Origin of the sequence: Streptosporangium sp. NPDC050284 (genome assembly GCF_044459525.1) — a bacterium.
Taxonomy (GTDB): domain Bacteria; phylum Actinomycetota; class Actinomycetes; order Streptosporangiales; family Streptosporangiaceae; genus Streptosporangium.
This window is the reverse complement of sequence record NZ_JBITIZ010000017.1, coordinates 38,628-62,128: the sequence shown is the minus strand read 5'-3', so window position 1 is coordinate 62,128 and position 23,501 is coordinate 38,628. Positions and strand designations below refer to the sequence as shown.

Below are 23,501 nucleotides of genomic sequence, written 5' to 3'. Positions count from 1 at the left end.
GCGGGGATCGGGTTCTCAGGTCCCGTTCTTGGCCGTGCTGGGATCGCTCTCGTTCTGCAGGCGGTCCAGGGCGGTGACCAGGTAGGTGCCGCCACCCGTCGCGGTGAAGGCCTGGCGGTCGCCGGCCGCCGCGGGCACGACCGCGACCAGGTTGCGGGCGTCGGCGATGGCGCAGTCTCCTGGCTTGCCCGAGGCGATCCGGTAGATCGCGTACGAACGGGCGTCCGGAGAGCTCTTCCAGGCGAGCGAGGTGCCCTGGAGCCGCACGTCGGCGGGCTTGGCCGGAGCCTGGCCGCCGCGGTCCTTCATCAGCGGCAGCAGCGCGGGGCGGCTGTAGTGGTCCTTGGCGACGCGGTCGATCGCTCCCAGCGGGTTGGTGGCGAGCTGCTTGGCGCTGAAGTAGACATCACCGGCGACCTGCTCGTACTTGCGGTTGCGCGTCAGGTGGGAGGACATCTCGCCGGGCTTGGTCCAGGCGGCGGTGTCGGTGGCGCCGACACGGTAAAGGCCCTGGCCGATGTAGAGGTGCACGCCGGTGCCCTTGACCTCGTTGGCCCACCACGGCATCAGAACGTCGTAGTCGGCGATCTTGAGTCCGCGCGGCCAGTACAGCTGGGGGATGACGTAGTCGACCGTGCCCTTCTTGATCCAGTGACGGGCGTCGGCGTAGATGGCGTCGTACGCGGACATGCCGCCGGTGGCCGAGCCGCTGGGATCTTCGGACTTGTTGCGCCAGATCCCGAACGGGCTGACACCGAACTTCACGCTGTTCCTGACCTCGTGCACGGTCTTGTCGACCTGCGCGATCAGCTTGTTGACGTTGGCGCGGCGCCAGTCGGCGAGCGTGGCGCCCTTGCCGTACTTGGCGAAGGCGGCGCCGTCGGCGAACTTCGCGCCCGCGACGGGATAGGGATAGAAGTAGTCGTCGAAGTGGACCCCGTCGACGTCGTAGCGGGTCACCACGTCCTTGACGACCTTGGTGACATAGTCGCGGACCGCGGGCAGGCCGGGGTTGTAGTAGGCCAGACCCCCGTATTTCACGATCCATTCGGGGTGGAGCCGGGCGGGGTGCCCCGCGGGCAGCTTGGACAGGTCGCCGTCGGCGGACGCGCGGTAGGGGTTGAACCACGCGTGAAACTCCAGGCCGCGCCGATGGGCCTCGGCGACGAGGAAGGGCAGCGGGTCCCAGCCGGGGTCCTTGCCCACCGTGCCGGTCAGATACTGGGACCACGGCTCCAGGTCCGACTTGTACAGCGCGTCGGAGGCGGGGCGGATCTGGACGAACACCGCGTTGAACCGCCGCTTGACCGCGTCGTCGAGGATCTTGACGTACTCGGCCTGCTGGCGGGCCGGGGACAGACCGGTGCGCGAGGGCCAGTCGATGTTCTTGACCGTGGCGATCCATACTCCGCGCAGCTGCCGCTTGGGGTACTTCGCGTCGACGTCGCAGCGCGCCGAGGCGGCGGTCGTCGCGCCGGCCGTCTCGGACGAGGCCGCCGAGCTCTTGTCGGCCTTCGGCCGGGCGGGTGCGGCCTCGGGACCGAAGGTGTAGGCGGCCCCCGTGGTCAGGACGGCGAGGGCGGCAGCGGCCAGAAGAGGGCGTCCGTTTCGCATGGTTCCCCAGTGTGGCACCAGCACCGGTGTGCTCTGACCGGAAAAACGAAATCCTTTCGTGATGACTCCGTTACATGAGCGCATGTTGTGACGCGCGTGCCGGACGGTGCGCCCTTCCTGTGAGGTGGGGCACCGTCCGGCACACGCGTCACCGCTCTGTCAGCCGGTGATTTTGTCCATCAGATGTGGGGGAAGCGGCTCATAACGCAGGAAGACCCGGCGGAACGTCCCCGTCCCGTGCGACATGGATCTCAGATCGATCGAGTATCGCGTGATCTCCAGCTCGGGCACCTCGGCCCTGACCAGGGTGCGCCCGACGCCCACCGGCTCCGTGCCGAGCACGCGGCCCCTGCGCGAGGACAGGTCGGACATCACCGCGCCGACGTGGTCGTCGGCGATCAGGATGGACACCTCGTCCACCGGTTCGAGCAGCAGCATGGGCACCTTGGCCGCGGCCTCCTTCAGCGCGAGCGCCCCGGCGATCTGGAACGCCATGTCGGAGGAGTCGACCGAGTGGGCCTTGCCGTCGTACAGCGTGACCCGCACGTCCACCATGGGGTACCCGGCGAGCACGCCGCGCTGCATCTGGGTGCGGACCCCCTTCTCCACCGAGGGGATGAACTGGCGCGGCACCACACCCCCGACGATCTTGTCCACGAACTCGAAGCCGCCGCCGGACGGCAGGGGCTCGACCTCCAGGTGGCAGACGGCGAACTGGCCGTGGCCGCCGGTCTGCTTGACGTTGCGGCCCAGGGCCTGGCAGCTACCGCCGAAGGTCTCCCTGAGCGGCACCCGCAGCTCGGTCTTCTCCACCTCCACGCCGTGCCGCCTGCTCAGCCGGTCGAGGAGCACGTCGGTGTGGGCCTCGCCCATGCACCACAGCACGAGCTGGCGGGTCTCGGGGTTGTTCTCCAGCCTGAGGGTGGGGTCCTCGGCGACCAGCCGTTGCAGCGCCTGGCTCAGCTTGTCGTCGTCGGCCTTGGACCTGGGCTGGATCGCCACGGGCAGCAGCGGCTCCGGCATGGACCAGGCCGTCATCAGCAGCGGGTTGTCCCGGTCGGACAGGGTGTCACCGGTCTCCGCGCGCGACAGCTTGGCCACCGCCGCGATGTCCCCGGCCACGCACTTGGCGATCGTCCGCTGGTGCTTGCCCAGCGGCGAGGAGAGCGCGCCGATGCGCTCGTCCACGTCGTGGTCCTCGTGCCCGCGGTCGGACAGGCCGTGCCCCGAGACGTGCACCGTCATGTCCGGGCGCAGCGTGCCGGAGAAGACCCGCACCAGGCTGATCCTGCCCACGTACGGGTCGCTGGTGGTCTTGACGATCTCGGCGACGAGGGGGCCTTCGGGGTCGCAGGTGATGCCGGAGACGGGTTCGCCGCCGATCGACATGATCTCGGGCATGGGGTGCTCGGGCGGCGAGGGGAACCCCTGGGTGACGAGCTCCAGGATCTCCAGGGCGCCCACGCCCGCCCCCGCGGCCAGCACGGGGTAGAAGCCGCCGCGCGCGACGGCCTTCTCCAGGTCCTCGATGAGCGCCTTGGTGTCGATCTCCTCACCGGAGAGGTAGCGGTCCATCAGGGACTCGTCCTCGCTCTCCTGGATGACACCCTCGATCAGGGCGCCCCGGTAGAGCTCGATCTGGTCGGCGTAGGCGGGGCCGGGGGAGTTCTCCGTCCGGGTGCCGGTCGCGTAGTTGTAGAACCTCTGGCTCAGCAGGCCGATCAGGCCGTTCACCTTGCCGTTGGTCACCACCGGCAGGTAGAGCGGGGACACACCGTCGCCGAAGGCGTCCTGGCAGGCGGCGAGGGTGTCCTCGAAGTTCGCCCGCTGATGGTCGATCTTGGTGATCACGACCGCGCGGGGCATCCCGACCGCCGCGCACTCGTCCCAGATCATCCTGGTCAGGCCGTCCACGCCGTCGACGGCCGAGACGACGAACAGCGCCGCGTCGGCCGCGCGCAGTCCGGCGCGCAGGTCGCCGACGAAGTCGGCGTAGCCGGGCGTGTCCAGCAGGTTGATCTTGATGTCGTTGTGGACCACGGGGGCCACGGTCAGGTTCACCGAGCGTTGCTGGCGCACCTCGACCTCGTCGAAGTCGCTCACGGTCGTGCCGTCCTCGACCCTGCCGGGCCGCTGGACGGTCCGGGTCGCGGCCAGCAGCGCCTCCACGAGCGTTGTCTTCCCGGAGCCGGAATGGCCGACCAGCACGACGTTTCGTATCATGTCCGGCCGGTCGGCCGTGGGTGCTCTCCCCGCGGCTCCCGCTGTTCCGCCGGTCGCTCTTTCCGCCACATCGCCTCCCGCGTCGTTGCCGAAGGGGCCGCGGCCTGGTGGGGCCACACCCCCGGGGTCCGCTACCGAGCCCTCGCAGTCCTTGCGGTCCCTGCGGTCCTCATGTCGCGTGGACTCGGTCTGTTCACCAAATACCCATGTGGCGAATATCACAAGAGGGGTGAGGCGATCCTCTTGCCAGAGTGAGACCGGATCGCTAAGTGTCGGGGTCGTCCCGGCCGCCCCCGCGAACGCCGTTTCTCCGGGGCACGCCACCCCCACCGCCGACGCACGCGCGAGGGCCGGGTGGCCTACGATCGGAGCGCGATGTTGAAACTTCTGCGCCCCGCCGTCACCAGGCTCTTGACCCCGCTGGGCAGGGCACTCACCCGCCACGGGATCAGCCCCAACGCGGTCACCGCCGTCGGCACGCTCGGCACCGTCGCCGCGGCCCTGTTCTTCTACCCGAGGGGCGAGCTGTTCGCCGGTACGATGGTGATCACCTTTTTCGTGCTGGCCGACCTCCTCGACGGGGTGATGGCCAGGATGACGGGCCCCGGAAGCACCTGGGGCGCCTTCCTCGACTCCACCCTGGACCGGGTCGGCGACGCCGGCATCTTCTCCGGGCTGGTGTTCTGGTTCGTCGTGAGCGAGCAGCGGGTGCTGGCGGGGGTCGCGCTCTTCTGCCTCGTCGCGGGTGCGGTGGTCTCGTACGTCAAGGCCAGGGCCGAGGCGCTGGGCATGACGTGCGACGTCGGCTTCGCCGAGCGGCCCGAGCGTCTGGTCGTGGGCCTGGTCTCCGCGGGCCTGGGCGGTCTGGGCGTGCCCTACATCCTCGCCGCGGGGCTCTGGCTGCTCGCCGCCGCCAGCGCGGTGACGGTCGGCCAGCGCCTGCTGCACGTGCGCCGGCAGGCCGTCTCCACCCCGCCACGCACCCTCCGCTGACCAGCCACGGACCCTCCACCGACCCTCCGCCGATCGGAAAGAGCGATGACCGACAAGCCCTCCCCCCAGGATCGTCTCGTCGCGGCGGCGTTCGGCGCCGGCTGGACGATCGTGCCCCGCCTGCCGGAGAGGCTCACCGCCTGGGCCTTCCGTGCCGCCGCCGACCGGCTGTGGAAGCGTCGCGGGAAGTCGGTGCTCAGGCTTGAGGCCAACCTCGCCAGGGTCAAGGGCACCTCGCCGGGTGACCCGGCGATCCGGGCACTCAGCCGCGACGGCATGCGCTCCTACTTCCGCTACTTCCACGAGGTGTTCCGGCTGCCCTCGATTCCCGTCGACGAGCTCGTCTCCCGCATGCGGGTGGCCGGGGCCGAGCCCGTCTACGACAACCTCGCCAGGGGGCGTGGCGTGGTCCTGGCCCTGCCGCATATGGGCAACTGGGACCAGGCGGGCGCCTGGTTCGCCGGTACGGGCCACCCGTTCACCACGGTCGCCGAGCGGCTCAAGCCCGAGTCGTTGTTCCACCGCTACACGGCCTTCCGCGAAGGGCTCGGCATGGAGGTGCTGCCGCTCACCGGCGGTGACGGTCACACCTTCGGCACCCTGGCGCAGCGCCTGCGCGCCGGTCTGCCGGTCGCCCTTCCCGCCGAGCGCGACCTGACCGCGAAGGGAGTCGAGGTGCAGTTCTTCGGGGCGGCCACGCGGATGCCCGCCGGTCCCGGCCTGCTGGCCGTGCACACCGGGGCCGCTCTCATCCCGGCGATCCCCTACTTCGAGGAGAACGGCTGGGGGCTGCAGTTCCACGAGGAGATCGCGATCCCGGCCGAGGGCAGCAGGCAGGAGAAGGTGGCCGTCGTGATGCAGAGCCTCGCCACCGTCTTCGAGAAGGGCATCGCCGAGCACCCCGAGGACTGGCACATGCTCCAGCGCCTCTGGCTCGAGGACCTGGAGCCCAGGAAGGCCCGGGCATGAGGATCGGCATCGTCTGCCCCTACACGTGGGACGTGCCGGGCGGCGTCCAGGTGCACATCCGCGACCTGGCGGAGGCGCTCATGGCCGACGGCCACCACGTCTCGGTGATCTCCCCGGCCGCGGAGAACGCGGAGTTGCCCCCGTACGTGATCTCGGCCGGCCGCGCCGTCCCGGTGCCCTTCAACGGGTCGGTGGCCAGGATGTCGTTCGGATTCCTGTCGGCGAACCGGGTGCGCCGCTGGGTGCGCGAGGGCCGCTTCGACGTGCTGCACGTGCACGAACCGGCGATCCCCTCGCTGGGCCTGCTCGCCTGCTGGGTGGCGAGGGGGCCGATCGTGGCCACCTTCCACGCCTCGTACGGCAACTCCCGCTCCTTCTCGGTGGGGGTGCCGGTCATCATGAGCGCGCTGGAGAAGATCGGCGGCAGGATCGCCGTCTCCGACGCCGCGAGGAAGACCCTGGTCGAGTTCATGGGCGGCGACGCCGTGCTCATCCCCAACGGGGTGACGGTGAGCCGCTACACCGAGGGCGAGCGGCTCCCCGGCTGGGACGAGGGCGAGGTGATCGGCTTCCTGGGCCGGATGGACGAGCCGCGCAAGGGCCTGCCGGTGCTGCTGGAGGCGTTCGCCCTGCTCGCCGCCGAGCGGCCGTCGCTGCGTCTGCTCCTGGCGGGGCCCGGCGACGCCGACGAGGTGCTGGAGCGGGTTCCGGCCGCGTTTCATGACCGGATCGGCCTGCTCGGCATGGTGAGTGAGGAGGACAAGGTGCGCGCCTACCACACCGTCGACGTCTTCTGCGCGCCCAACCTGGGCGGTGAGAGCTTCGGCATCGTGCTGACCGAGGCGATGTCGGCGGGCGCGGCGATCCTGGCGAGTGACATCCCGGCCTTCCGCAAGGTGCTCGACGACGGCGGGGCGGGGGCGTTGTTCGAGACGGGCGACGCCGCGTCGCTCGCTCGCGAGGCCGCCGCGCTGCTCGACGATCCCGAACGTCGGGCCAGGCTGTCGCAGGCCGCCCGCCACGCCGTGCGCAAGTACGACTGGTCGACGGTGGCCCGCGACGTCCTGCGGGTCTACGAGACCGTGGCGAGCACGGCCGGGGTCGAGGAGGACGCGGTGACAGGTCCGGCGGAGGGCCCTGCGGAAGGCGCGGTGGCGGGCGTGGGCCCGGCCGGGGGCGGAGCCGGGGGAGAGTCGGCGAGTACGCCGGCCGAGAGGAATGACGCGCTGTGACGACGACCACGCTGGTCCTGGTGGCGGGCGCGATCGTGGTGCTTCTCGCCGTCTACATCTCCTGGCGGGCGGGGCGGCTCGACCGGCTGCACATCCGGCTGGAGCTGGCCCGCGAGTCCCTGGACGCCGCCCTGGTGCGGAGGACCGCCGTCAGCCTGGAGCTGGCGGCCTCCCGGCTGCTGGACCCGGCGACGAGCCTGGTGCTGGCCGCGGCCGCCCACGAGGCCCGTACGGCGGGTCCCGAGGAGCGCGAGCACGCCGAGAGCGACCTGTCGCGCGCCCTGCGCGCCGTCGTCGACCAGGAGCGCTTCCGTGACCGGCTGGCCGACACCCCGGCCGGATCGGAGCTGATCGAGGAGCTGGACGCCGCTGTGGCGAAGGTCCTGTACTCCCGGCGGTTCTACAACAACGCGGTGAGCGTCACCCGGACGGCGCAGCGCCGCTGGCTGGCCCGCACGCTGCGGCTGGCGGGGCACACCGAGTATCCGGCCTTCTTCGAGATCGACGATGTACCCCCGAAGGCCCTGGCTGCTGAATAGGGATAAATAAGGCGCACATAAACTGGAGTATCTGACAAGTCGGACACCGGTAAGCTCTTGGCGATTCTTGACTGAGTGATCGAGTGACCGAGTGGCCGACTTGAGGAGATGAGCCGTGCGGGTGTCCCGGATGATCGCCGTCACGCTGGCGGGAGTCGCGATCCTTGCCCCGGCCGCGGCCTGTTCCTCCGACGGGCCGGCCTCGCCGGGAAGCCCCGCGGGCGCGGCAGGCGAGCCGAGCGCGGACCCGACCCCCACGCCCGAGCCGACGCACCCCTTCACCGGCCTGCCCGGCGCGGCGCGCAGGGCGGTGCTCGCGGTGAAGATCGAGAACACCTCGGCGGGCAAGCCGCAGCTCGGCCTGAAAAGCGCCGACATCGTCTACGTCGAGCAGGTCGAGGCGGGCCTCACCCGCCTGATGGCGATCTTCTCCTCGAAGATCCCGGCCAAGGTCGGCCCGGTCCGCAGCGCCCGCATCTCCGACCTGCACATCGTCCCGCAGTTCGGCAGGCCGGCCTTCGCCTACTCGGGCGCGCAGACCAAGATGCTCCCCTTCATCGCCGAGGCCCCGCTCTTCGACGTCTCCGACAGCAGGGAGCCGGGCGCTTACTTCCGCCAGCCGGGACGCTACGCCCCCTACAACCTGTTCGCCAACACCAAGGATCTGCTGGCAGGGGCGCCCAAGGCGAGCAAGGCCAAGGACGTCGGGTTCACCTTCGGCGAGGCCCCCGAGGGCGGCGTGTCGCGCAAGACGTACAGCGTGAAGTACCCGGCGGCGCGCTTCACCTTCGGCTGGTCGGAGACGGCGGGCAAGTGGCTGATCTGGCAGGACGGCAAGAAGGACATGGCGGCCGAGGGCGGCCAGCTCGGCGCGCCCACGATCGTCGTGCAGTACACCAAGACGGAGCGCTCGCAGTTTCACGACAAGAACCAGAGCTACACCCCGCTGGTGCACAGCACGGGCAAGGGCAGGGCGATCGTGCTCCGCGACGGGCAGGCGTTCAAGGCCCGCTGGTCGCGGCCGGACGAGAAGGACGGCACCGTCTTCACCACCGAGACGGGCGAGCCGATGAACTTCGCCCCGGGGCAGGTCTGGATCGTGCTCGCCTCCGCCAAACCCGTCATCCCCTGACGCGCAAGCCCTACATACTGTCCAAGAAGATCGCCCAAGGGCGACAGGGCGTCGTGTAAGGGGTCAGGCCGCCAGCGCCTACGATGGAAGACGTACTGGCCGTCCCCGGACGGCTCGTGTCCGCAGCCAGCCGTCGTGAGGTAGAAGACCGTGTCCAGCAGCACGCCCGAAGTCAGCGAGACGACCGTCACCGGAACCGCCCGGGTCAAGCGCGGCATGGCAGAGATGCTCAAGGGCGGCGTCATCATGGACGTCGTCAACGCCGAGCAAGCCAAGATCGCCGAAGATGCCGGTGCCGTCGCCGTCATGGCCCTTGAGCGGGTGCCCGCCGACATCCGCGCCCAGGGCGGCGTCTCCCGGATGAGCGACCCCGACATGATCGACGGCATCATCGCCGCCGTCTCGATCCCGGTCATGGCCAAGGCCCGCATCGGCCACTTCGTCGAGGCGCAGGTGCTCCAGTCGCTCGGCGTCGACTACATCGACGAGTCCGAGGTGCTCACCCCCGCCGACTACACCAACCACATCGACAAGTGGCAGTTCACCGTGCCCTTCGTCTGCGGTGCGACCAACCTGGGTGAGGCGCTGCGCCGCCTCACCGAGGGCGCGGCGATGATCCGCTCCAAGGGAGAGGCCGGCACCGGCGACGTCTCCAACGCCACCACCCACATGCGCAAGATCAGGGGCGAGATCAAGCGTCTGGGCTCACTGCCCGAAGACGAGCTCTACGTCGCGGCCAAGGAGCTCCAGGCGCCGTACGAGCTGGTCGCCGAGGTCGCCAGGACCGGCAAGCTGCCGGTCGTGCTGTTCACCGCCGGCGGCATCGCCACCCCGGCCGACGCGGCGATGATGATGCAGCTCGGCGCCGAGGGCGTGTTCGTCGGCTCGGGCATCTTCAAGTCCGGCAACCCCGCCGAGCGTGCCTCCGCGATCGTCAAGGCCACCACCTTCCACGACGACCCCGATGTCATCGCGAAGGTCTCCCGGGGGCTGGGCGAGGCGATGGTCGGCATCAACGTCGACGACATCCCGGCCCCGCACCGGCTGGCCGAGCGCGGCTGGTAGGGCTTTCAGAGCTTTCAGGGCTTTCCTCGAGGGGCAGGGAGCCTTCGGGAAGCCCGATGAGACTCCGGGAAAAGGGCGATCTCCGTCATGGGGGTCGCCCTTCCTCCGCAGGGGGCCGATCTCGTGGTCACGTGCTCCGCGATCCCGCCCCGAGGAGCACGGCGCCGCCGCCGGGGAACGGGGCCGGGCCGTCACGGCCCGGATTTCCGAGCCGAACCGGAGCACGAACCGGTTTGGGGCCGTCCGAGGGGTGGCCATACGCTGAAGGGGCACTCCAGCCGCAGCGGGAAGGACCATCGGTGACCATCGTCCCCACGATCGGCGTGTTCGCGCTGCAAGGAGACGTGCGCGAGCACATTCGCTCCCTGGAGGCGGTGGGCGCGAGAGCGGTCACCGTACGGCGCCCCCGCGAGCTGGAGGCGGTCGACGGCCTCGTCATCCCCGGCGGGGAGTCCACCACGATGTGGAAACTCGCAGAGACCTTCGAACTGCTCGAACCACTTCGGATGCGGATCAAGGCGGGGATGCCCGCCTACGGCTCCTGCGCCGGGATGATCATGCTGGCCGACCGGATCGAGGGCGGGATCGAAGGCCAGCAGACGATCGGGGGCATCGACATGGTCGTCCGCCGCAACGCCTTCGGCCGCCAGGTCGACTCCTTCGAGGCCGACATCGACTTCGCCGGTCGCGGCACCACGCGGGCCGTCTTCATCCGCGCCCCCTGGGTGGAATCCGTGGGTTCGGAGGTCGAAGTGCTGGCGCTGGCCGAACCTGGGGATAGGATCGTCGCGGTCCGGCAAGGACCGTTGCTCGCCACGTCCTTCCACCCGGAACTTACCGGGGATGTCGGTGTGCATTCATATTTCGCTGAGATGGTGAGGGAGCTCTAGGGGATGTCCGGCCACTCCAAATGGGCGACGACGAAGCACAAGAAGGCCGCGCTCGATTCCAAGCGCGGCAAGCTGTTCGCCAAGCTCATCAAGAACATCGAGGTCGCGGCTCGGACGGGCGGACCCGATCCGGACGGCAACCCGACGCTGTACGACGCCATCACCAAGGCGCGCAAGAGTTCGGTCCCGATCGACAACATCGAGCGTGCCCGTAAGCGCGGCGGTGGTCTCGAGGCCGGCGGCGCCGACTGGCAGACCATCATGTACGAGGGTTACGCCCCCGGCGGTGTCGCGGTGCTGATCGAGTGCCTCACCGACAACCGCAACCGCGCCGCCTCCGAGGTCCGCGTCGCGCTGACCCGCAACGGCGGCTCGCTGGCCGACCCCGGCTCGGTGTCCTACATGTTCAACCGCAAGGGCGTCGTGCTCGTCCCCAAGGGCGAGCTGGCCGAGGACGACGTGCTGGTCGCGGTCCTCGACGCGGGCGCCGAGGAGGTCAACGACCTGGGCGACCAGTTCGAGGTCGTCTCGGAGGCCACCGACCTCGTCCCGGTCCGCAAGGCCCTGCAGGAGGCCGGGATCGACTACGACTCGGCCGAGTCCAGCTTCATGCCGACGCTGAACGTCCCGCTGGACGAGGAGGGCGCCCGCAAGGTCTTCAGGCTGATCGACGCCCTTGAGGACAGCGACGACGTGCAGAACGTCTGGGCCAACTTCGACGTCTCCGACGAGGTCATGGAGAAGCTCGACGCGTAGTCCGAGATTTCGGACCTCGCACTGCTCGTGAGGTTTGTCCGCGTGGTCCAGGGCAGATCACGCGGACAATGGGCAATCCTGACCTCATCTTCGCCGTGGCGGGCGTTGCCGCGCTGCTCGCGGCCACACTGCCGCGACTTCTCAACCGCCGCCCCTTCTCGCTGCCCCTCGCCTGCCTGCTGGTCGGCCTGGTCCTCTACGCCCTGCCCCTGGAACTGCCCGATCCCGATCCGGTGGTCCACCGGACACTGGTCGAGCACGTCACCGAGATCTGCGTGCTGGTCTCGCTCATGGGCGCGGGGCTGGCCATCAACCGTCCCTTCGGGCGGCGCGGCTGGTCCTCGACCTGGCGCCTGCTCGGGTGGACGCTCCCGCTCACCGTCCTCGCCGTGGCCGCCGCCGCGTACGGCCTGCTCGGCTGGCCCCTCGCGGCGGCGTTGCTGCTGGGCGCGGTCCTCGCGCCGACCGACCCGGTGCTCGCCTCCGACGTGCAGGTCGGCGAGCCCGTCGACTCGGAGAAGGCCGACGACGAGGTCCGCTTCGCCCTCACCTCCGAGGCGGGCCTCAACGACGGCCTGGCCTTCCCTCTGGTGTACGCCGCCATCGCGCTGGCCGTCAGCGGGGGGACCGACTGGATCGGCGAGTGGGCGCTGGTGGACCTGCTCTACCGGTGCGTCGCGGGCGTGGTGTGCGGCCTGCTGATCGGCAAAGGGCTGGGGCGGCTGTTCTTCCGTACCGAGAAGCCCGACCTGCGGCTGGCCGAGCACCGCGACGGCTTCGTGGCGCTGGCCGCGACGTTCCTGGCCTACGGCCTCACCGAGCTGGTGCACGGGTACGGCTTCATCGCGGTGTTCGTGACCGCCTGCGCCATCAGGGCGGCCGAGCGCAGCCACGGCTACAACGGGGTGCTGCACGGCTTCATAGAGCAGATCGAGCGGCTGTTCACCGCCTGGCTGCTCCTGCTGCTCGGAGGCTTCGTCGCGGTGGGAGGCCTGTCCGCGCTCACCTGGCGGGGCGCCGCGGTCGGCCTGTTGCTGCTGCTCGTCATCCGGCCGCTGCTCGGGTGGCTCTCCATGCTGAGAGGCAGGGCGGGGCCGCGCGAGCGCGCCGTGGCGGCGTTCTTCGGTGTCCGCGGCATCGGCTCGTTGTTCTACCTCGCCTACGCCCTCGGCCAGGCCGACTTCGGCGTACCCGCCGAGGAGATCTGGGCCGTGGTCGCCTTCACCGCGGTGGCCTCCCTGGTGATCCACGGAATCTCGGCCTCGCCGGTGATGAACCGCCTGGACCTGCTGCGCGACAGGGCAGGGAACGACCGTGACGCCGAACCCGCCACCCAGCACCTGTGAGACGGATCCCCTGGAGCCGGTGAGCCGGCGCCCGCCGCTCCGCCTTCCGACGGGCCGTGGGAGAGCGGTGCGCGGGATGCTCTCACGCGGTAGAGTCTGCCACCGAACAGATGTTCGGCGAGCGGAGGCGTGTCGGTGCGATTGCCCGAGTTGCGGGTGATGGGGGTTGATCCGGGGCTCACCCGATGCGGGCTCGGCGCCGTCGAGGGGCGGCCCGGCGCACCGCTGAGCCTGATCAGAGTGGGGGTCGTCCGCACCCCCGCCGACGACGAGATCGGCGCCCGGCTGGTGGCGATCGAGGCGGGCATCGAGCAGTGGCTCGACGAGGTCCGGCCCGACGCGGTGGCCGTGGAGCGGGTCTTCGCCCAGCACAACCTCAGGACCGTGATGGGCACCGCCCAGGCCTCCGCCGTGGCGATCCTGTGCGCCTCCCGCAGGGGCCTGCCGGTCGCGCTGCACACGCCGTCCGAGGTCAAGGCCGCCATCACCGGCAGCGGCACGGCGGACAAGCGGCAGGTCGGCACGATGGTGACCCGCCTGCTGCGGCTGGACGCGATGCCCAAGCCCGCCGACGCCGCCGACGCGCTCGCCCTCGCGATCTGCCACGTGTGGCGGGGCGGGGCACAGAGCAGGCTGGCCGAGGCCGCCGCGAAGGCCGCCAGTGGTCCCGGCACGACCCCCGCCGCCTACTTCCGAGGTCGTGGCAGGGCCGGACACCCGAGAGGAACCGCGAAGTGATCGCCTCGGTGCGAGGACAGGTGACCGCGATCGCGCCCGACGGTGCGGTCGTCGAGGTCGGCGGGGTGGGAGTCCTCGTGCACTGCACGCCGGGCACCCTGGCGACGCTCAGGACGGGGGAGGAGACCAGGCTGGCCACCTCGCTGGTGGTCCGCGAGGAGTCGCTCACGCTGTTCGGCTTCGCCACCGAGGACGAGCGCGGCACCTTCGAGATGCTGCAGACGGCGAGCGGGGTCGGCCCCAAGGTCGCCCTCGCGATGCTGGCCGTGCACACTCCCAACGCGCTCCGGGTGGCCGTGGCCTCCGCCGACGTCAAGGCGCTGACCAGGGTTCCCGGGGTGGGGCCGAAGGGTGCCCAGCGGATCATCGTCGACCTCAAGAACAAGCTCGGCACTCCCGAGGAGGCCGTCAGCGCCGCACTCGACGGCAGGGCCGTCGCGCCCGCCTGGCGGGGGCAGGTCCACTCGGGGCTGGTCGGTCTGGGCTACTCGGCGCGAGACGCCGACGAGGCGGTCGCCACCGTCGAGCCCCAGGCCGACGCCGAGATGGCCGAGGGCCGCACCCCTCAGGTGGCGCCCCTGCTCAAGGCCGCCCTTCGCGCACTGAGCGTGCGATGAGGGGTGCGGGTGGTTCCGCCGTACGGCGGGACGAGGGAGGGGTGTCGTGAGTTCCGACCGTGATCTGGTGTCGCCGGACGCCGAGGGCGACGAGAGATATATCGAGGCGGCTCTGCGGCCCAAGCGGCTGGAGGAGTTCATCGGCCAGGCACGGGTGCGCGAGCAGCTGTCGCTGGTGTTGCAGAGCGCGTTGCGACGCAACAGGCCGCCGGATCACGTGCTGATGAGCGGCGGCCCCGGACTGGGCAAGACGACCCTCTCCATGATCATCGCGACCGAGCTCTCCGTACCCATCCGGATCACCTCCGGCCCCGCGCTGGAGCGGGCCGGCGACCTCGCGGCGATCCTGTCGACCCTCTCGGAGGGCGAGGTCCTTTTCATCGACGAGATCCATCGCATGGCGAGGCCCGCCGAGGAGATGCTCTACCTCGCGATGGAGGACTTCCGCGTCGACATCGTGGTGGGCAAGGGGCCGGGGGCGACCGCGATCCCACTGGAGATCGCCCCGTTCACCCTGGTCGGCGCCACCACCCGGGCCGGCATGCTCCCCGCGCCGCTGCGCGACCGCTTCGGTTTCGTCGCGCACATGGACTTCTACGGGGTCGCCGAGCTGGAGGAGGTGTTGCACCGCTCCTCGCGCCTGCTGGGCGTCGCGCTCCCCGGCGACGCCGCCCGCGAGATCGCCGGCCGTTCCCGGGGCACCCCCCGCATCGCCAACCGTCTGCTGCGCCGGGTCCGCGACTTCGCCGAGGTACGCGCCGAGGGTGTGGTCACCCGGGATGTCGCCTCCGCCGCGCTCAACCTCTACGAGGTCGACGCCGAAGGGCTCGACCGGCTCGACCGGGCGGTGCTCGGAGCACTGCTGCGCAAGTTCGGCGGCGGGCCGGTGGGGCTGTCGACGCTGGCGGTGGCCGTGGGGGAGGAGCCCGAGACGGTCGAGGTGGTCGCCGAGCCGTTCCTGGTGCGGCAGGGACTCCTCGCCCGCACCCCCCGCGGCCGGGTCGCGACCGCCGCGGCCTGGACCCACCTGGGTCTGGTTCCCCCGCCCGACGCCTTCGGTGCCTCGTTTCTCATCGATCTTGAGGATGATCCCGGGCAAATCTAACGTTGAGAGTCGGTAGGGAAGTCGTACGGGGTTGATCACAGAACGATGACAACTGTATCGAAATGGGAACTTCCCTGCGAGCCGAATCGTGACTTCGTTGCCGCGCTCTTAACAGCTCGCCTAAACTCCGAGCCTTGGCTGGCTGTGTAGGCTGACGTGCTGAGCGGCGTGGTCGTATGTGACGTCCGGTTTCCGCCGGTCAATCTTCAAGAAAAGGAGCGGCCCTGTGGGCGGCAACTATTCGAGCCTGATCATGATCGCTCTCATGGTCGTGGTGTTCTACTTCCTGCTTATCCGGCCGCAGCGCAAGCGGCAGCAGGAGCAGGTCAAAATGCAGAACAGTCTCACACCGGGCACCGGTGTCATGACCACGACGGGTCTCTTCGGGACCGTGGTGGCCATCGACAACGAGGACGTGATCCTGGAGATCGCCCCCGGTGTGGAGACTCGCTGGGTCAAGGCGGCGATCGGCCGTGTCCTGGTTCCCGTTGACGACGCGGAGGAGGAGAATGTCAAGGCTGCCGACCGCGATTTCGCGGAGACGGCGGAACAGCAGGGTGCAGACCACGACACGACGAGCAAGAAGCCGTGAGTAGCCTCACCTCCCACCCCCTATAACCGAAAGAACTGACGACCAGTGGCCCGACCGACTAGCGGCCAGAGCAGACCGGGGCGCATGCTCCTGGTGCTTCTGGCGATCATTCTCGCCATGGGCGGGACGATGCTCCTCAACAAGGCGTACACGCCGGAGTATGGCCTCGACCTCGCCGGCGGCACGACCGTGACGCTCCAGCCCATCACGCCGAACGGGGGCGCTCCCTCACAGGAGAGCCTCGACCTCGCCGTGAACATCATCCGTGAGCGGGTGAACGGCAGCGGCATCTCCGACGCCGAGGTCGCCAAATCCGGTGACAACATCGTCATCTCCGTTCCCGGAGCAGGCCAGGAGGAAGTCGTCAAGCTGGTCGGCACCACCGCGGAGCTGAGGTTCCGCCAAGTGCTGGCGATCGGGGCCGGGTCACCTCCGCCCCCGGGGCAGCTCTCCACCGAGGCGCCGACGCCGACGCCGTCTCCTTCGAGCACCGAATCCGGGCGTAAGGGGTCCAAGGAGCCCAAGCCCGCCGAGTCGGTGACTCCGAAGCCCGACGCGACCGCCGCGCCCGACACGGGCGCCTCTCCGGCCGGTCGCGCCCTGTCGTCGGCACTCACCAACCCGAGCCCCGGCGCCACCGCCGCGCCCTCCGCCGAGCCGAGCGGTGACAAGTCCGCCAAGCCGGACGCGAGTGCCGCGCCCGAGACCAGCGCCGTGCCGACGGCTCCGCCGACGGCGGCCGACGACCCGATGGCGGGCGTCGACCCCACCGGGATCGACCCGGAGGCGCTCAAACAGTTCCAGGCGCTCGACTGCGCCAAGGACGCGGGCCGCGGTGCCCAGGACGCGCCGGACAAGCAGTACGTGGGCTGCAGCCAGGACGGCGGCACCAAGTTCGTGCTGGAGAAGGCGGCCGTCACCGGCACCTCGATCGACACCGCGTCCTCCGGCGTCGACCAGACCACCGGTGAGTGGCTCGTCCAGCTCTCCTTCAAGGGCCAGGGCCCCGACCAGTGGTCGAAGGTCACCACCACCGCCTTCAACTCGCAGGCCCCCCGCAACCAGGTCGCCATGGTCCTCGACGGTGTGATCATCTCCGCGCCCGTCATCCAGGAGCCCATCACCGGCGGCCGGGCGCAGATCTCCGGCAGCTTCAACCAGGTGACGGCCGACGAGCTGGCCAACCAGCTCAAGTACGGCGCGCTGCCGCTGAAGTTCGAGAAGAGCTCCATCGAGGAGGTCTCCTCCACGCTGGGCGCCGACCAGCTGCGCGGCGGCCTCATCGCGGGCGCGATCGGCCTCCTGCTGGTCGTGATCTACTCGATGCTCTACTACCGGGGTCTGGGCGTCGTGTCGGTGCTGAGCCTCCTGGTGGCCACGATCCTGACCTACCAGTCCGTCGTGCTGCTCGGCGTCTTCGCGGGCTTCCGCCTCTCGCTGCCGCACGTCATCGGACTGATCGTCTCGATCGGTATCACCGCGGACTCGTTCATCGTCTACTTCGAACGCATCCGCGACGAGATGAAGGAGGGCCGGCGCTCGCTGCGTACGGCCATCGAGGTCGCCTGGGTTCGCGCCCGGCGGACGATCCTCATCGCCGACGCCGTCATGTTCATCGCCGCCGTGGTGCTCTACTTCCTGGCGGTCGGAGGCGTGGCCGGCTTCGCCTTCGCCATGGGCCTGACCACGCTCATCGACATCGCGGTGGTGTTCATGTTCACCAAGCCGTTCGTCGCGATGCTGGCCAAGCTGAAGTTCTTCGCCAAGGGGCACAAGCTCTCCGGGCTCGACGCCGAGCGCATGAGCGAGACCACCGTCGCACCCAAGACCGTTCCGCAGGAGGCCTGATGTCCGGCATCGCGCGCCGGCTGTACCGGGGCGAAATCGACGTCGACTTCGTCGGCCGCCAGAAGCTCTGGTACTCCCTTTCCGCAATCCTGCTGCTGGTCTCCATCGCCGGTCTGGTCGTCAACGGCCTCAACCTGGGCGTGGAGTTCAAGGGCGGGTCCGTCTTCTCCTTCAAGGCCCCGACCGCCAACATCGAGCAGGTGCGCGCCACGTTCACCGAGGCCGGTGCGCACCAGATCATCGCGCAGACGACCCAGAACGGCTGGCGGGTCACCACCGAGAGCCTCCCGGCCGACCAGGTCACCGCGGTGCAGAAGGCGGTGGCCACCGAGTTCAAGATGCCGGCGGACCAGGTCAACCTGCAGGTCATCGGCGCCTCGTGGGGCGGTCAGGTGGCCAACAAGGCCATCATCGGGCTGATCGTCTTCATGTTGGCGATCATCCTGTACCTGACGATGGCCTTCGAGTGGAAGATGGCGCTGGCCGCCGTCGTGGCGCTGCTGCACGACCTGGTGATCACCGCCGGTGTCTACGCCTGGTCCAACTTCGAGGTCACCCCGGCGACCCTGCTGGGCTTCCTCACGATCCTCGGATACTCGCTGTACGACGCCGTCGTCGTCTTCGACATGATCAAGGAGGTCACCGCCAAGCTCGGCACGAACTCCAAGCTGACCTACACCGAGGCCGCCAACAACGCGCTGAACCACACGCTGATCCGGTCGCTGAACACCACCCTGGTGGCGATCCTGCCGGTCGCGGCGATCCTCTTCATCGGCACCACGCTCTTCGGTGCCGGAACGTTGAAGGACCTGTCGCTGGCCCTGTTCGTCGGCATGCTCGTCGGCACCTACTCCTCGCTGTGCGTCGCGACACCGCTGCTGGTCACGCTCAAGGAGCGCGAGCCGCGCTACCAGGCGCTCGCCCGCAGGATCGCCTCCCGCGGGGGGAGTTCCGGGATCAAGACGGTGCGTCAGCCGGTCGCCGCCGGGGCCTCCAACGGCGCCGCCACGGTCGTCGGCGGAGCCGACTCCGCCGGCGGCAAGCGGAAGAAGAAGTAAGTACGGGCACGTCCGCGCCTCCGCTCCCCTCGCAGGGAGCGGAGGCGTTTTCCTTACCCTCCAGCCCCTTCGGCTCTTCCCGGACCTTGCGACACTCGCGGTCAGAGCCCTTCCGACACGACACCCTCCGGACACCGCCGGGCCGCCCCGGTGTCCTCCGCCCCGACACCTCCACAGGAGCGCCGCCCATGACCGAACTGAGCAGCCTGATCCTCGACCGTATCCGCGACGTGCCCGACTACCCGCAGCCCGGGGTGCTGTTCAAGGACATCACCCCCCTGCTCGGCGACCCGGTGGCGTTCACCGCGGTGATCGAGGAACTGGCCGGGCTGTACGAGGTGGACAAGATCGTCGGCATCGAGGCGCGGGGTTTCATCCTGGCGGCCCCGGTCGCCGTCCGGGCGGGCGCGGGCTTCGTCCCGGTACGGAAGAAAGGCAAACTGCCCTCCGAGACGCTTGAGGCGTCCTACGATCTGGAGTACGGCTCCGCCGTCATCGAGGTCCACCGGGACGCCTTCGCACCCCAGGAGCGCGTTCTCATCGTCGACGACGTGCTCGCCACGGGAGGTACGGCGTGCGCGACGGTGGAGCTGGTCCGCAGGGCGGGCGCCGACGTCGTCGCCATCGCCGTGCTCATGGAGCTGGCCTTCCTCAAGGGCCGGGAGCGTCTGACCGACGTGGAGTTGCACTCCCTCGTCGTCGTCTGATCGCCCCCGCGAACGAAAGCACACAACCTGGTCTGGATACACTGTAGGGATCTGGACTCGAACGTAAGGAGTCTGAGTGCCCCGCGATGTGGTCGTCCCCGACGTGACCGCCGACGGTGGCGGTCCCGAGACGGCCGTCCCAGCAGGCGATGCCGGCTCCGCCGTGTCCGGAGCCGCTGAGGAGAAGCCGGCGGTAAGGCGAAGGCTCGCACGTCTTGGGGGGCAATGGGGTGGCGGTATGAATCCGGTCCTGGAGCCGCTGTTTCGTACGGTCCGCGCGACCCACCCGAAGGCGGACCTGCGGCTCATCGAGCGCTCCTACGACGTGGCGGCCTACCATCACCGCGACCAGAAGCGCAAGAGCGGTGATCCGTACATCACCCACCCGCTGGCGGTGGCCACGATCCTGGCCGAGCTCGGCACCGACGACGAGACGCTGTGCGCGGCGCTGCTGCACGACACCGTCGAGGACACCGCCTACAGCCTGGACGAGCTGCGTTCGGACTTCGGCGACAACATCGCGCTGCTGGTCGACGGCGTCACCAAGCTCGACAAGGTCAAGTTCGGTGCCGCGGCCGAGGCCGAGACCGTGCGCAAGATGGTCGTGGCGATGTCGCGCGACATCCGGGTGCTGGTGATCAAGCTCGCCGACCGGCTGCACAACATGCGCACCATGCGTTACCTGCCCGAGCACAAGCGGCACCAGAAGTCGCGGGAGACTCTGGAGATCTTCGCGCCGCTCGCCCACCGGCTGGGCATGAACACCATCAAGTGGGAGCTGGAGGACCTCGCGTTCGCCATGCTCTACCCCAAGCGGTACGACGAGATCGCCCGGATGGTGTCGGAGCGGGCCCCGCGCAGGGACCTGTTCCTGCAGGAGGTCATCGAGAAGGTCTCCGGTGACCTGCGCGACGCCAAGATCCGCGCGGCCGTCAAGGGACGCCCCAAGCACTACTACTCCGTCTACCAAAAGATGATCGCCAGGGACGTCGCCTTCGACGACATCTACGACCTGGTGGGCATCCGGGTGCTGGTCGACTCGGTCCGCGACTGCTACGCGGCGCTCGGCACGATCCACGCGCGATGGAACCCGGTCCCCGGCCGGTTCAAGGACTACATCGCGATGCCCAAGTTCAACATGTACCAGTCGTTGCACACCACGGTCATCGGCCCCGAGGGCAAGCCGGTGGAGTTGCAGATCCGCACCCACGGCATGCACCACAGGGCCGAGTACGGCGTGGCGGCGCACTGGAAGTACAAGGAGGACATGACCATCTCGGGGCCTCCCGGGGCGAAGCTGAAGCCCGCCAGCGACATGGCATGGCTGCGCCAGCTTCTCGACTGGCAGAAGGAGACCGCCGACCCGGGAGAGTTCCTGGAGTCGCTCAGGTTCGACCTGTCGGTCTCGGAGGTCTACGTCTTCACCCCCAGGGGCCAGGTCATCGCCCTGCCGGAGAACGCGACGCCCGTCGACTTCGCCTACGCCGTGCACACGGAGGTCGGCCACCGCTGCATCGGGGCGAGGGTCAACGGTCGCCTGGTGCCCCTGGAGTCACGTCTGGGCAACGGCGACACCGTGGAGATCTTCACCTCCAAGTCGCCGGACGCGGGCCCTTCGCGCGACTGGCTGAAGTTCGTCAAGTCCGGCCGGGCCCGCAACAAGATCCGGCAGTGGTTCTCCAAGGAGCGCCGCGAGACCGCGATCGAGGCGGGCAAGGAGGCGATCGGCCGCGCGATGCGCAAGCAGGGCCTGCCGTTGCAGCGCCTGATGTCCGGAGAGTCCCTCCTGGCCCTCGCCAGGGACCTGCGCTACCCGGACGTCTCCGCGCTCTACGCGGCCGTCGGTGAGGGCCACGTGGCCGCGCAGACGGTCGTGCAGAAGCTCGTGACGTCCATCGGGGGCGTGGAGGGTGCCGAGGACGACATCGCCGAGACCTCCGTACCGACCAAGCTGCGCGGGCGCCCTCGCGGCAGCGGCGGCGCGGGTGTGGTCGTCGCGGGCGACTCCGACGTCTGGGTGCGTCTCTCACGATGTTGCACGCCCGTACCCGGTGACGAGATCGTCGGCTTCGTCACCCGCGGGCACGGCGTGTCGGTGCACCGCACCAACTGTCCGAACATGGACCAGCTCCAGTCCGAGCCCGACCGCCTGGTCGAGGTCGCCTGGTCCGCCGCCGACGACTCGGTGTTCCTGGTCGCGCTGCAGGTCGAGGCGCTCGACCGGCCCCGCCTGCTCTCCGACGTGACCCGCACCCTCTCCGACCAGCACGTCAACATCCTGTCGGCGTCGGTGACGACCTCCAGGGACAGGGTGGCGATCAGCAAGTTCACCTTCGAGATGGGCGACCCCAAGCACCTGGGCCACGTCCTGAAGGCCGTCCGCAACATCCAGGGTGTCTACGACGTCTACCGGGTCAGCGGCGCCAGTTCCTGAGGTTCTCCCGCTCCGTCCCCTGTCTCCTCTCGGATCGCCTCATGAGGTGGGGGCAGATTCCCCACGCGCGCCGCCTCGTGGGATATGGCCTGAAAAGGGGCGCCTGCGGCGCCCCAGGCGGCCTCACGGGGCATGGGATCCGAGAACCGGGCAACAGCCCGCTTTGTCCCTTGCGGCCCTCTCAGGCCGCCTCATGGAGTGTGGCCGCAGACTCGACGACTCCGGTCCCTCGAAACCGTCTCGTCCGTCTTACGGCCGGCTCGGCGTGCCCCGCCCGCCACAGGCGGCGGGGCCGCGGGGAGCACTCCCTGGTGGGAGTGCTCCCCGCGGCCCCGTGGGACGCGTCAGCCGGTGAGGGCGCCGGGTGTCAGGAGAACTCGGCGAGCGTGCGCTCCGCCTCCGTCAGCCAGGAACGGCGGGCGGCCAGAGCCTCCTCGGCGTCCTTGACGTCCTTGTCCTTACCCGCGTCCCTCGCCTTGACCAGACGGCTCTCCAGCTGCGCGATCGACTTGCGCAGCTGGTCGACCGTGTTCTGGGCACGAGCCCTTGCCTCGGGGTTGGAGCGCTTCCACTCCGTCTCCTCGGCCTTGCGGACCGCCTCGTCGATCTTGCGCAGGCCACCCTCCAGGCGGTCACGCTGCTCGCGCGGAACCGGGCCCGCGGCCTCCCAGCGCTCCAGGAGGTTGCGCAGGGCGCCCCGGGCGGCGCGGGCGTCGGTGACCGGAAGGATCTTCTCCGCCTCGACCAGGAGCTGCTCCTTGATCTCGGCGTTGGCCGCCAGCGAGGCGTCGCGTTCGGCGAAGACGGCCGAACGCGCCTGGAAGAACTGGTCCTGGGCACCCTTGAAGCGGCCCCAGAGCTCGTCCTCGACCTCGCGGGAGGCCCTGCCCGCGCTCTTCCACTCCTGCATCAGCTCTCGGTAGGCCGACGCGGTGGCGCCCCAGTCGGTGGACGAGGCCAGTGTCTCGGCCTCGGCCACGATGCGCTCCTTGGTGGAACGCACGCCCTCGCGCTGCTCGTCCAGCCCCGCGAAGTATGCCTTGCGCCGCTTGGCGAAGGCCGTGCGGGCCGCCGACAGGCGCTTCCACAACGCCGCCTCGGTCACCCGGTCGATGCGTTCGGCGGCCTTCCACTCCTCGATCAGCTGGCGCAGCCGCTCACCACCGGTCTTCCAGTGGGTCGTGTCCTCGGCGATGCGCTCGGCCTCGGCGACGATCCGTTCCTTGATGCCCTTGGCCTCGGCCCTGGCCACGTCGCGAGCCGCCTTGACCTCCTCACGGCGCTGGGCGACCAGCTCCGTGAGGGCGTTGAGGCGGCTCAGCAGCGCGTCGAGGTCGCCGACCGCGTGCGCGTCGGTGATCGCCTCTCGGAGCTTGACGATCGTCGCCTCGGCCTGGGCGGGTGGCAGGTCGGTGCCACGAACCCGCTGTTCCAGCAGGGCGACCTGCCCGGCCAGCTCGTCGAACTTGCGATGGAAGTAGGCAAGCGCCTCTTCCGGTTCGCCGGCCTTCCAGGACCCGACGGCCCGCTCTCCCTCAGCCGTACGTACGTAGACGGTGCCGTCGTCGTCTACCCGGCCCCACGGGTCGGTGCTCACCGTGTCCTCCCGCACTTTCATCAGCCTTTCGGGACTTACCGCCCCT

20 protein-coding genes are annotated in these 23,501 nt (G+C 69.7%); 17 read left to right on the top strand and 3 right to left on the bottom strand.

Features of this window, described 5'->3' with window-relative positions:
* Positions 1 to 15: 15 nt before the first annotated feature.
* Both ACIBH4_RS32350 and ACIBH4_RS32345 read right to left on the bottom strand, forming a co-directional pair.
* A complete protein-coding gene (locus tag ACIBH4_RS32350; RefSeq protein ID WP_362767029.1) occupies positions 16 to 1,614 on the bottom strand; it encodes a family 10 glycosylhydrolase in 1,599 nt (532 codons plus the stop codon).
* A 159-nt stretch (positions 1,615 to 1,773) separates the two neighbouring features.
* Positions 1,774 to 3,906 (bottom strand): elongation factor G-like protein EF-G2, encoded by a 2,133-nt coding sequence (locus ACIBH4_RS32345; protein ID WP_362767027.1) that lies wholly within the window; start codon positions 3,904 to 3,906, stop codon positions 1,774 to 1,776.
* A 306-nt stretch (positions 3,907 to 4,212) separates the two neighbouring features.
* On the opposite strand from ACIBH4_RS32345, the gene pgsA reads away from it, so the two are divergent.
* The 17 genes from pgsA (at position 4,213) to ACIBH4_RS32260 (ending at position 21,858) form a co-directional block, all read left to right on the top strand.
* Complete coding sequence (gene pgsA / locus ACIBH4_RS32340) at positions 4,213 to 4,830, top strand: phosphatidylinositol phosphate synthase (protein WP_362517842.1); 618 nt, start codon at positions 4,213 to 4,215, stop codon at positions 4,828 to 4,830.
* A gap of 45 nt (positions 4,831 to 4,875) precedes the next feature.
* Positions 4,876 to 5,799, top strand: coding sequence for a phosphatidylinositol mannoside acyltransferase (locus ACIBH4_RS32335; RefSeq protein WP_362517839.1), 924 nt, complete (start codon positions 4,876 to 4,878; stop codon positions 5,797 to 5,799).
* Positions 5,796 to 7,031, top strand: a complete 1,236-nt coding sequence (locus ACIBH4_RS32330; RefSeq protein WP_362517836.1) for a glycosyltransferase family 4 protein — start codon at positions 5,796 to 5,798, stop codon at positions 7,029 to 7,031. Before ACIBH4_RS32335 ends, ACIBH4_RS32330 begins: the two co-directional genes overlap by 4 nt.
* Entirely contained in the window at positions 7,028 to 7,570 is a 543-nt protein-coding gene (locus ACIBH4_RS32325; protein WP_362517832.1) for a hypothetical protein, read from the top strand. The genes ACIBH4_RS32330 and ACIBH4_RS32325 overlap by 4 nt, the downstream gene beginning before the upstream one ends.
* A 115-nt stretch (positions 7,571 to 7,685) precedes the next feature.
* A complete protein-coding gene (locus ACIBH4_RS32320) occupies positions 7,686 to 8,702 on the top strand; it encodes a DUF3048 domain-containing protein (protein ID WP_362517829.1) in 1,017 nt (338 codons plus the stop codon).
* Between the two features lie 150 nt (positions 8,703 to 8,852).
* The gene (gene pdxS / locus ACIBH4_RS32315; RefSeq protein ID WP_362517826.1) at positions 8,853 to 9,767 is read left to right on the top strand and encodes a pyridoxal 5'-phosphate synthase lyase subunit PdxS; all 915 of its coding nucleotides are present in this window, start codon (positions 8,853 to 8,855) and stop codon (positions 9,765 to 9,767) included.
* Between the two features lie 299 nt (positions 9,768 to 10,066).
* Positions 10,067 to 10,657 carry a pyridoxal 5'-phosphate synthase glutaminase subunit PdxT gene (gene pdxT / locus ACIBH4_RS32310; RefSeq protein WP_362517823.1) on the top strand — a complete coding sequence of 197 codons (591 nt, stop codon included), beginning with the start codon at positions 10,067 to 10,069 and terminating at the stop codon, positions 10,655 to 10,657.
* Between the two features lie 3 nt (positions 10,658 to 10,660).
* Positions 10,661 to 11,413, top strand: coding sequence for a YebC/PmpR family DNA-binding transcriptional regulator (locus tag ACIBH4_RS32305; RefSeq protein WP_362517820.1), 753 nt, complete (start codon positions 10,661 to 10,663; stop codon positions 11,411 to 11,413).
* Positions 11,414 to 11,481: 68 nt separating this feature from the next.
* Positions 11,482 to 12,759: a cation:proton antiporter gene (locus ACIBH4_RS32300; protein WP_362767025.1), complete on the top strand. Its 1,278-nt coding sequence runs from the start codon at positions 11,482 to 11,484 to the stop codon at positions 12,757 to 12,759.
* A 150-nt stretch (positions 12,760 to 12,909) separates the two neighbouring features.
* Complete coding sequence (gene ruvC / locus ACIBH4_RS32295; RefSeq protein ID WP_362767066.1) at positions 12,910 to 13,497, top strand: crossover junction endodeoxyribonuclease RuvC; 588 nt, start codon at positions 12,910 to 12,912, stop codon at positions 13,495 to 13,497.
* Positions 13,494 to 14,114: a Holliday junction branch migration protein RuvA gene (gene ruvA, locus ACIBH4_RS32290; RefSeq protein ID WP_362517813.1), complete on the top strand. Its 621-nt coding sequence runs from the start codon at positions 13,494 to 13,496 to the stop codon at positions 14,112 to 14,114. The genes ruvC and ruvA overlap by 4 nt, the downstream gene beginning before the upstream one ends.
* 46 nt (positions 14,115 to 14,160) lie before the next feature.
* Positions 14,161 to 15,219, top strand: coding sequence for a Holliday junction branch migration DNA helicase RuvB (gene ruvB / locus ACIBH4_RS32285; protein WP_362517810.1), 1,059 nt, complete (start codon positions 14,161 to 14,163; stop codon positions 15,217 to 15,219).
* A gap of 226 nt (positions 15,220 to 15,445) precedes the next feature.
* Positions 15,446 to 15,811, top strand: coding sequence for a preprotein translocase subunit YajC (gene yajC / locus ACIBH4_RS32280; protein ID WP_362517807.1), 366 nt, complete (start codon positions 15,446 to 15,448; stop codon positions 15,809 to 15,811).
* A gap of 84 nt (positions 15,812 to 15,895) precedes the next feature.
* On the top strand, positions 15,896 to 17,659 hold the full coding sequence (gene secD / locus ACIBH4_RS32275) for a protein translocase subunit SecD (RefSeq protein WP_362517804.1): 1,764 nt from the start codon (positions 15,896 to 15,898) through the stop codon (positions 17,657 to 17,659).
* On the top strand, positions 17,659 to 18,717 hold the full coding sequence (secF, locus tag ACIBH4_RS32270; RefSeq protein WP_362517801.1) for a protein translocase subunit SecF: 1,059 nt from the start codon (positions 17,659 to 17,661) through the stop codon (positions 18,715 to 18,717). The genes secD and secF overlap by 1 nt, the downstream gene beginning before the upstream one ends.
* 188 nt (positions 18,718 to 18,905) lie before the next feature.
* Positions 18,906 to 19,424 (top strand): adenine phosphoribosyltransferase, encoded by a 519-nt coding sequence (locus ACIBH4_RS32265; protein ID WP_350949158.1) that lies wholly within the window; start codon positions 18,906 to 18,908, stop codon positions 19,422 to 19,424.
* Between the two features lie 238 nt (positions 19,425 to 19,662).
* The gene (locus ACIBH4_RS32260) at positions 19,663 to 21,858 is read left to right on the top strand and encodes a bifunctional (p)ppGpp synthetase/guanosine-3',5'-bis(diphosphate) 3'-pyrophosphohydrolase (protein WP_362517797.1); all 2,196 of its coding nucleotides are present in this window, start codon (positions 19,663 to 19,665) and stop codon (positions 21,856 to 21,858) included.
* Between the two features lie 367 nt (positions 21,859 to 22,225).
* Here the strand turns inward: ACIBH4_RS32260 and ACIBH4_RS32255 are convergent, their stop codons facing one another.
* Positions 22,226 to 23,455 (bottom strand): DUF349 domain-containing protein, encoded by a 1,230-nt coding sequence (locus tag ACIBH4_RS32255; RefSeq protein WP_362517794.1) that lies wholly within the window; start codon positions 23,453 to 23,455, stop codon positions 22,226 to 22,228.
* Between the last annotated feature and the right edge of the window lie 46 nt (positions 23,456 to 23,501).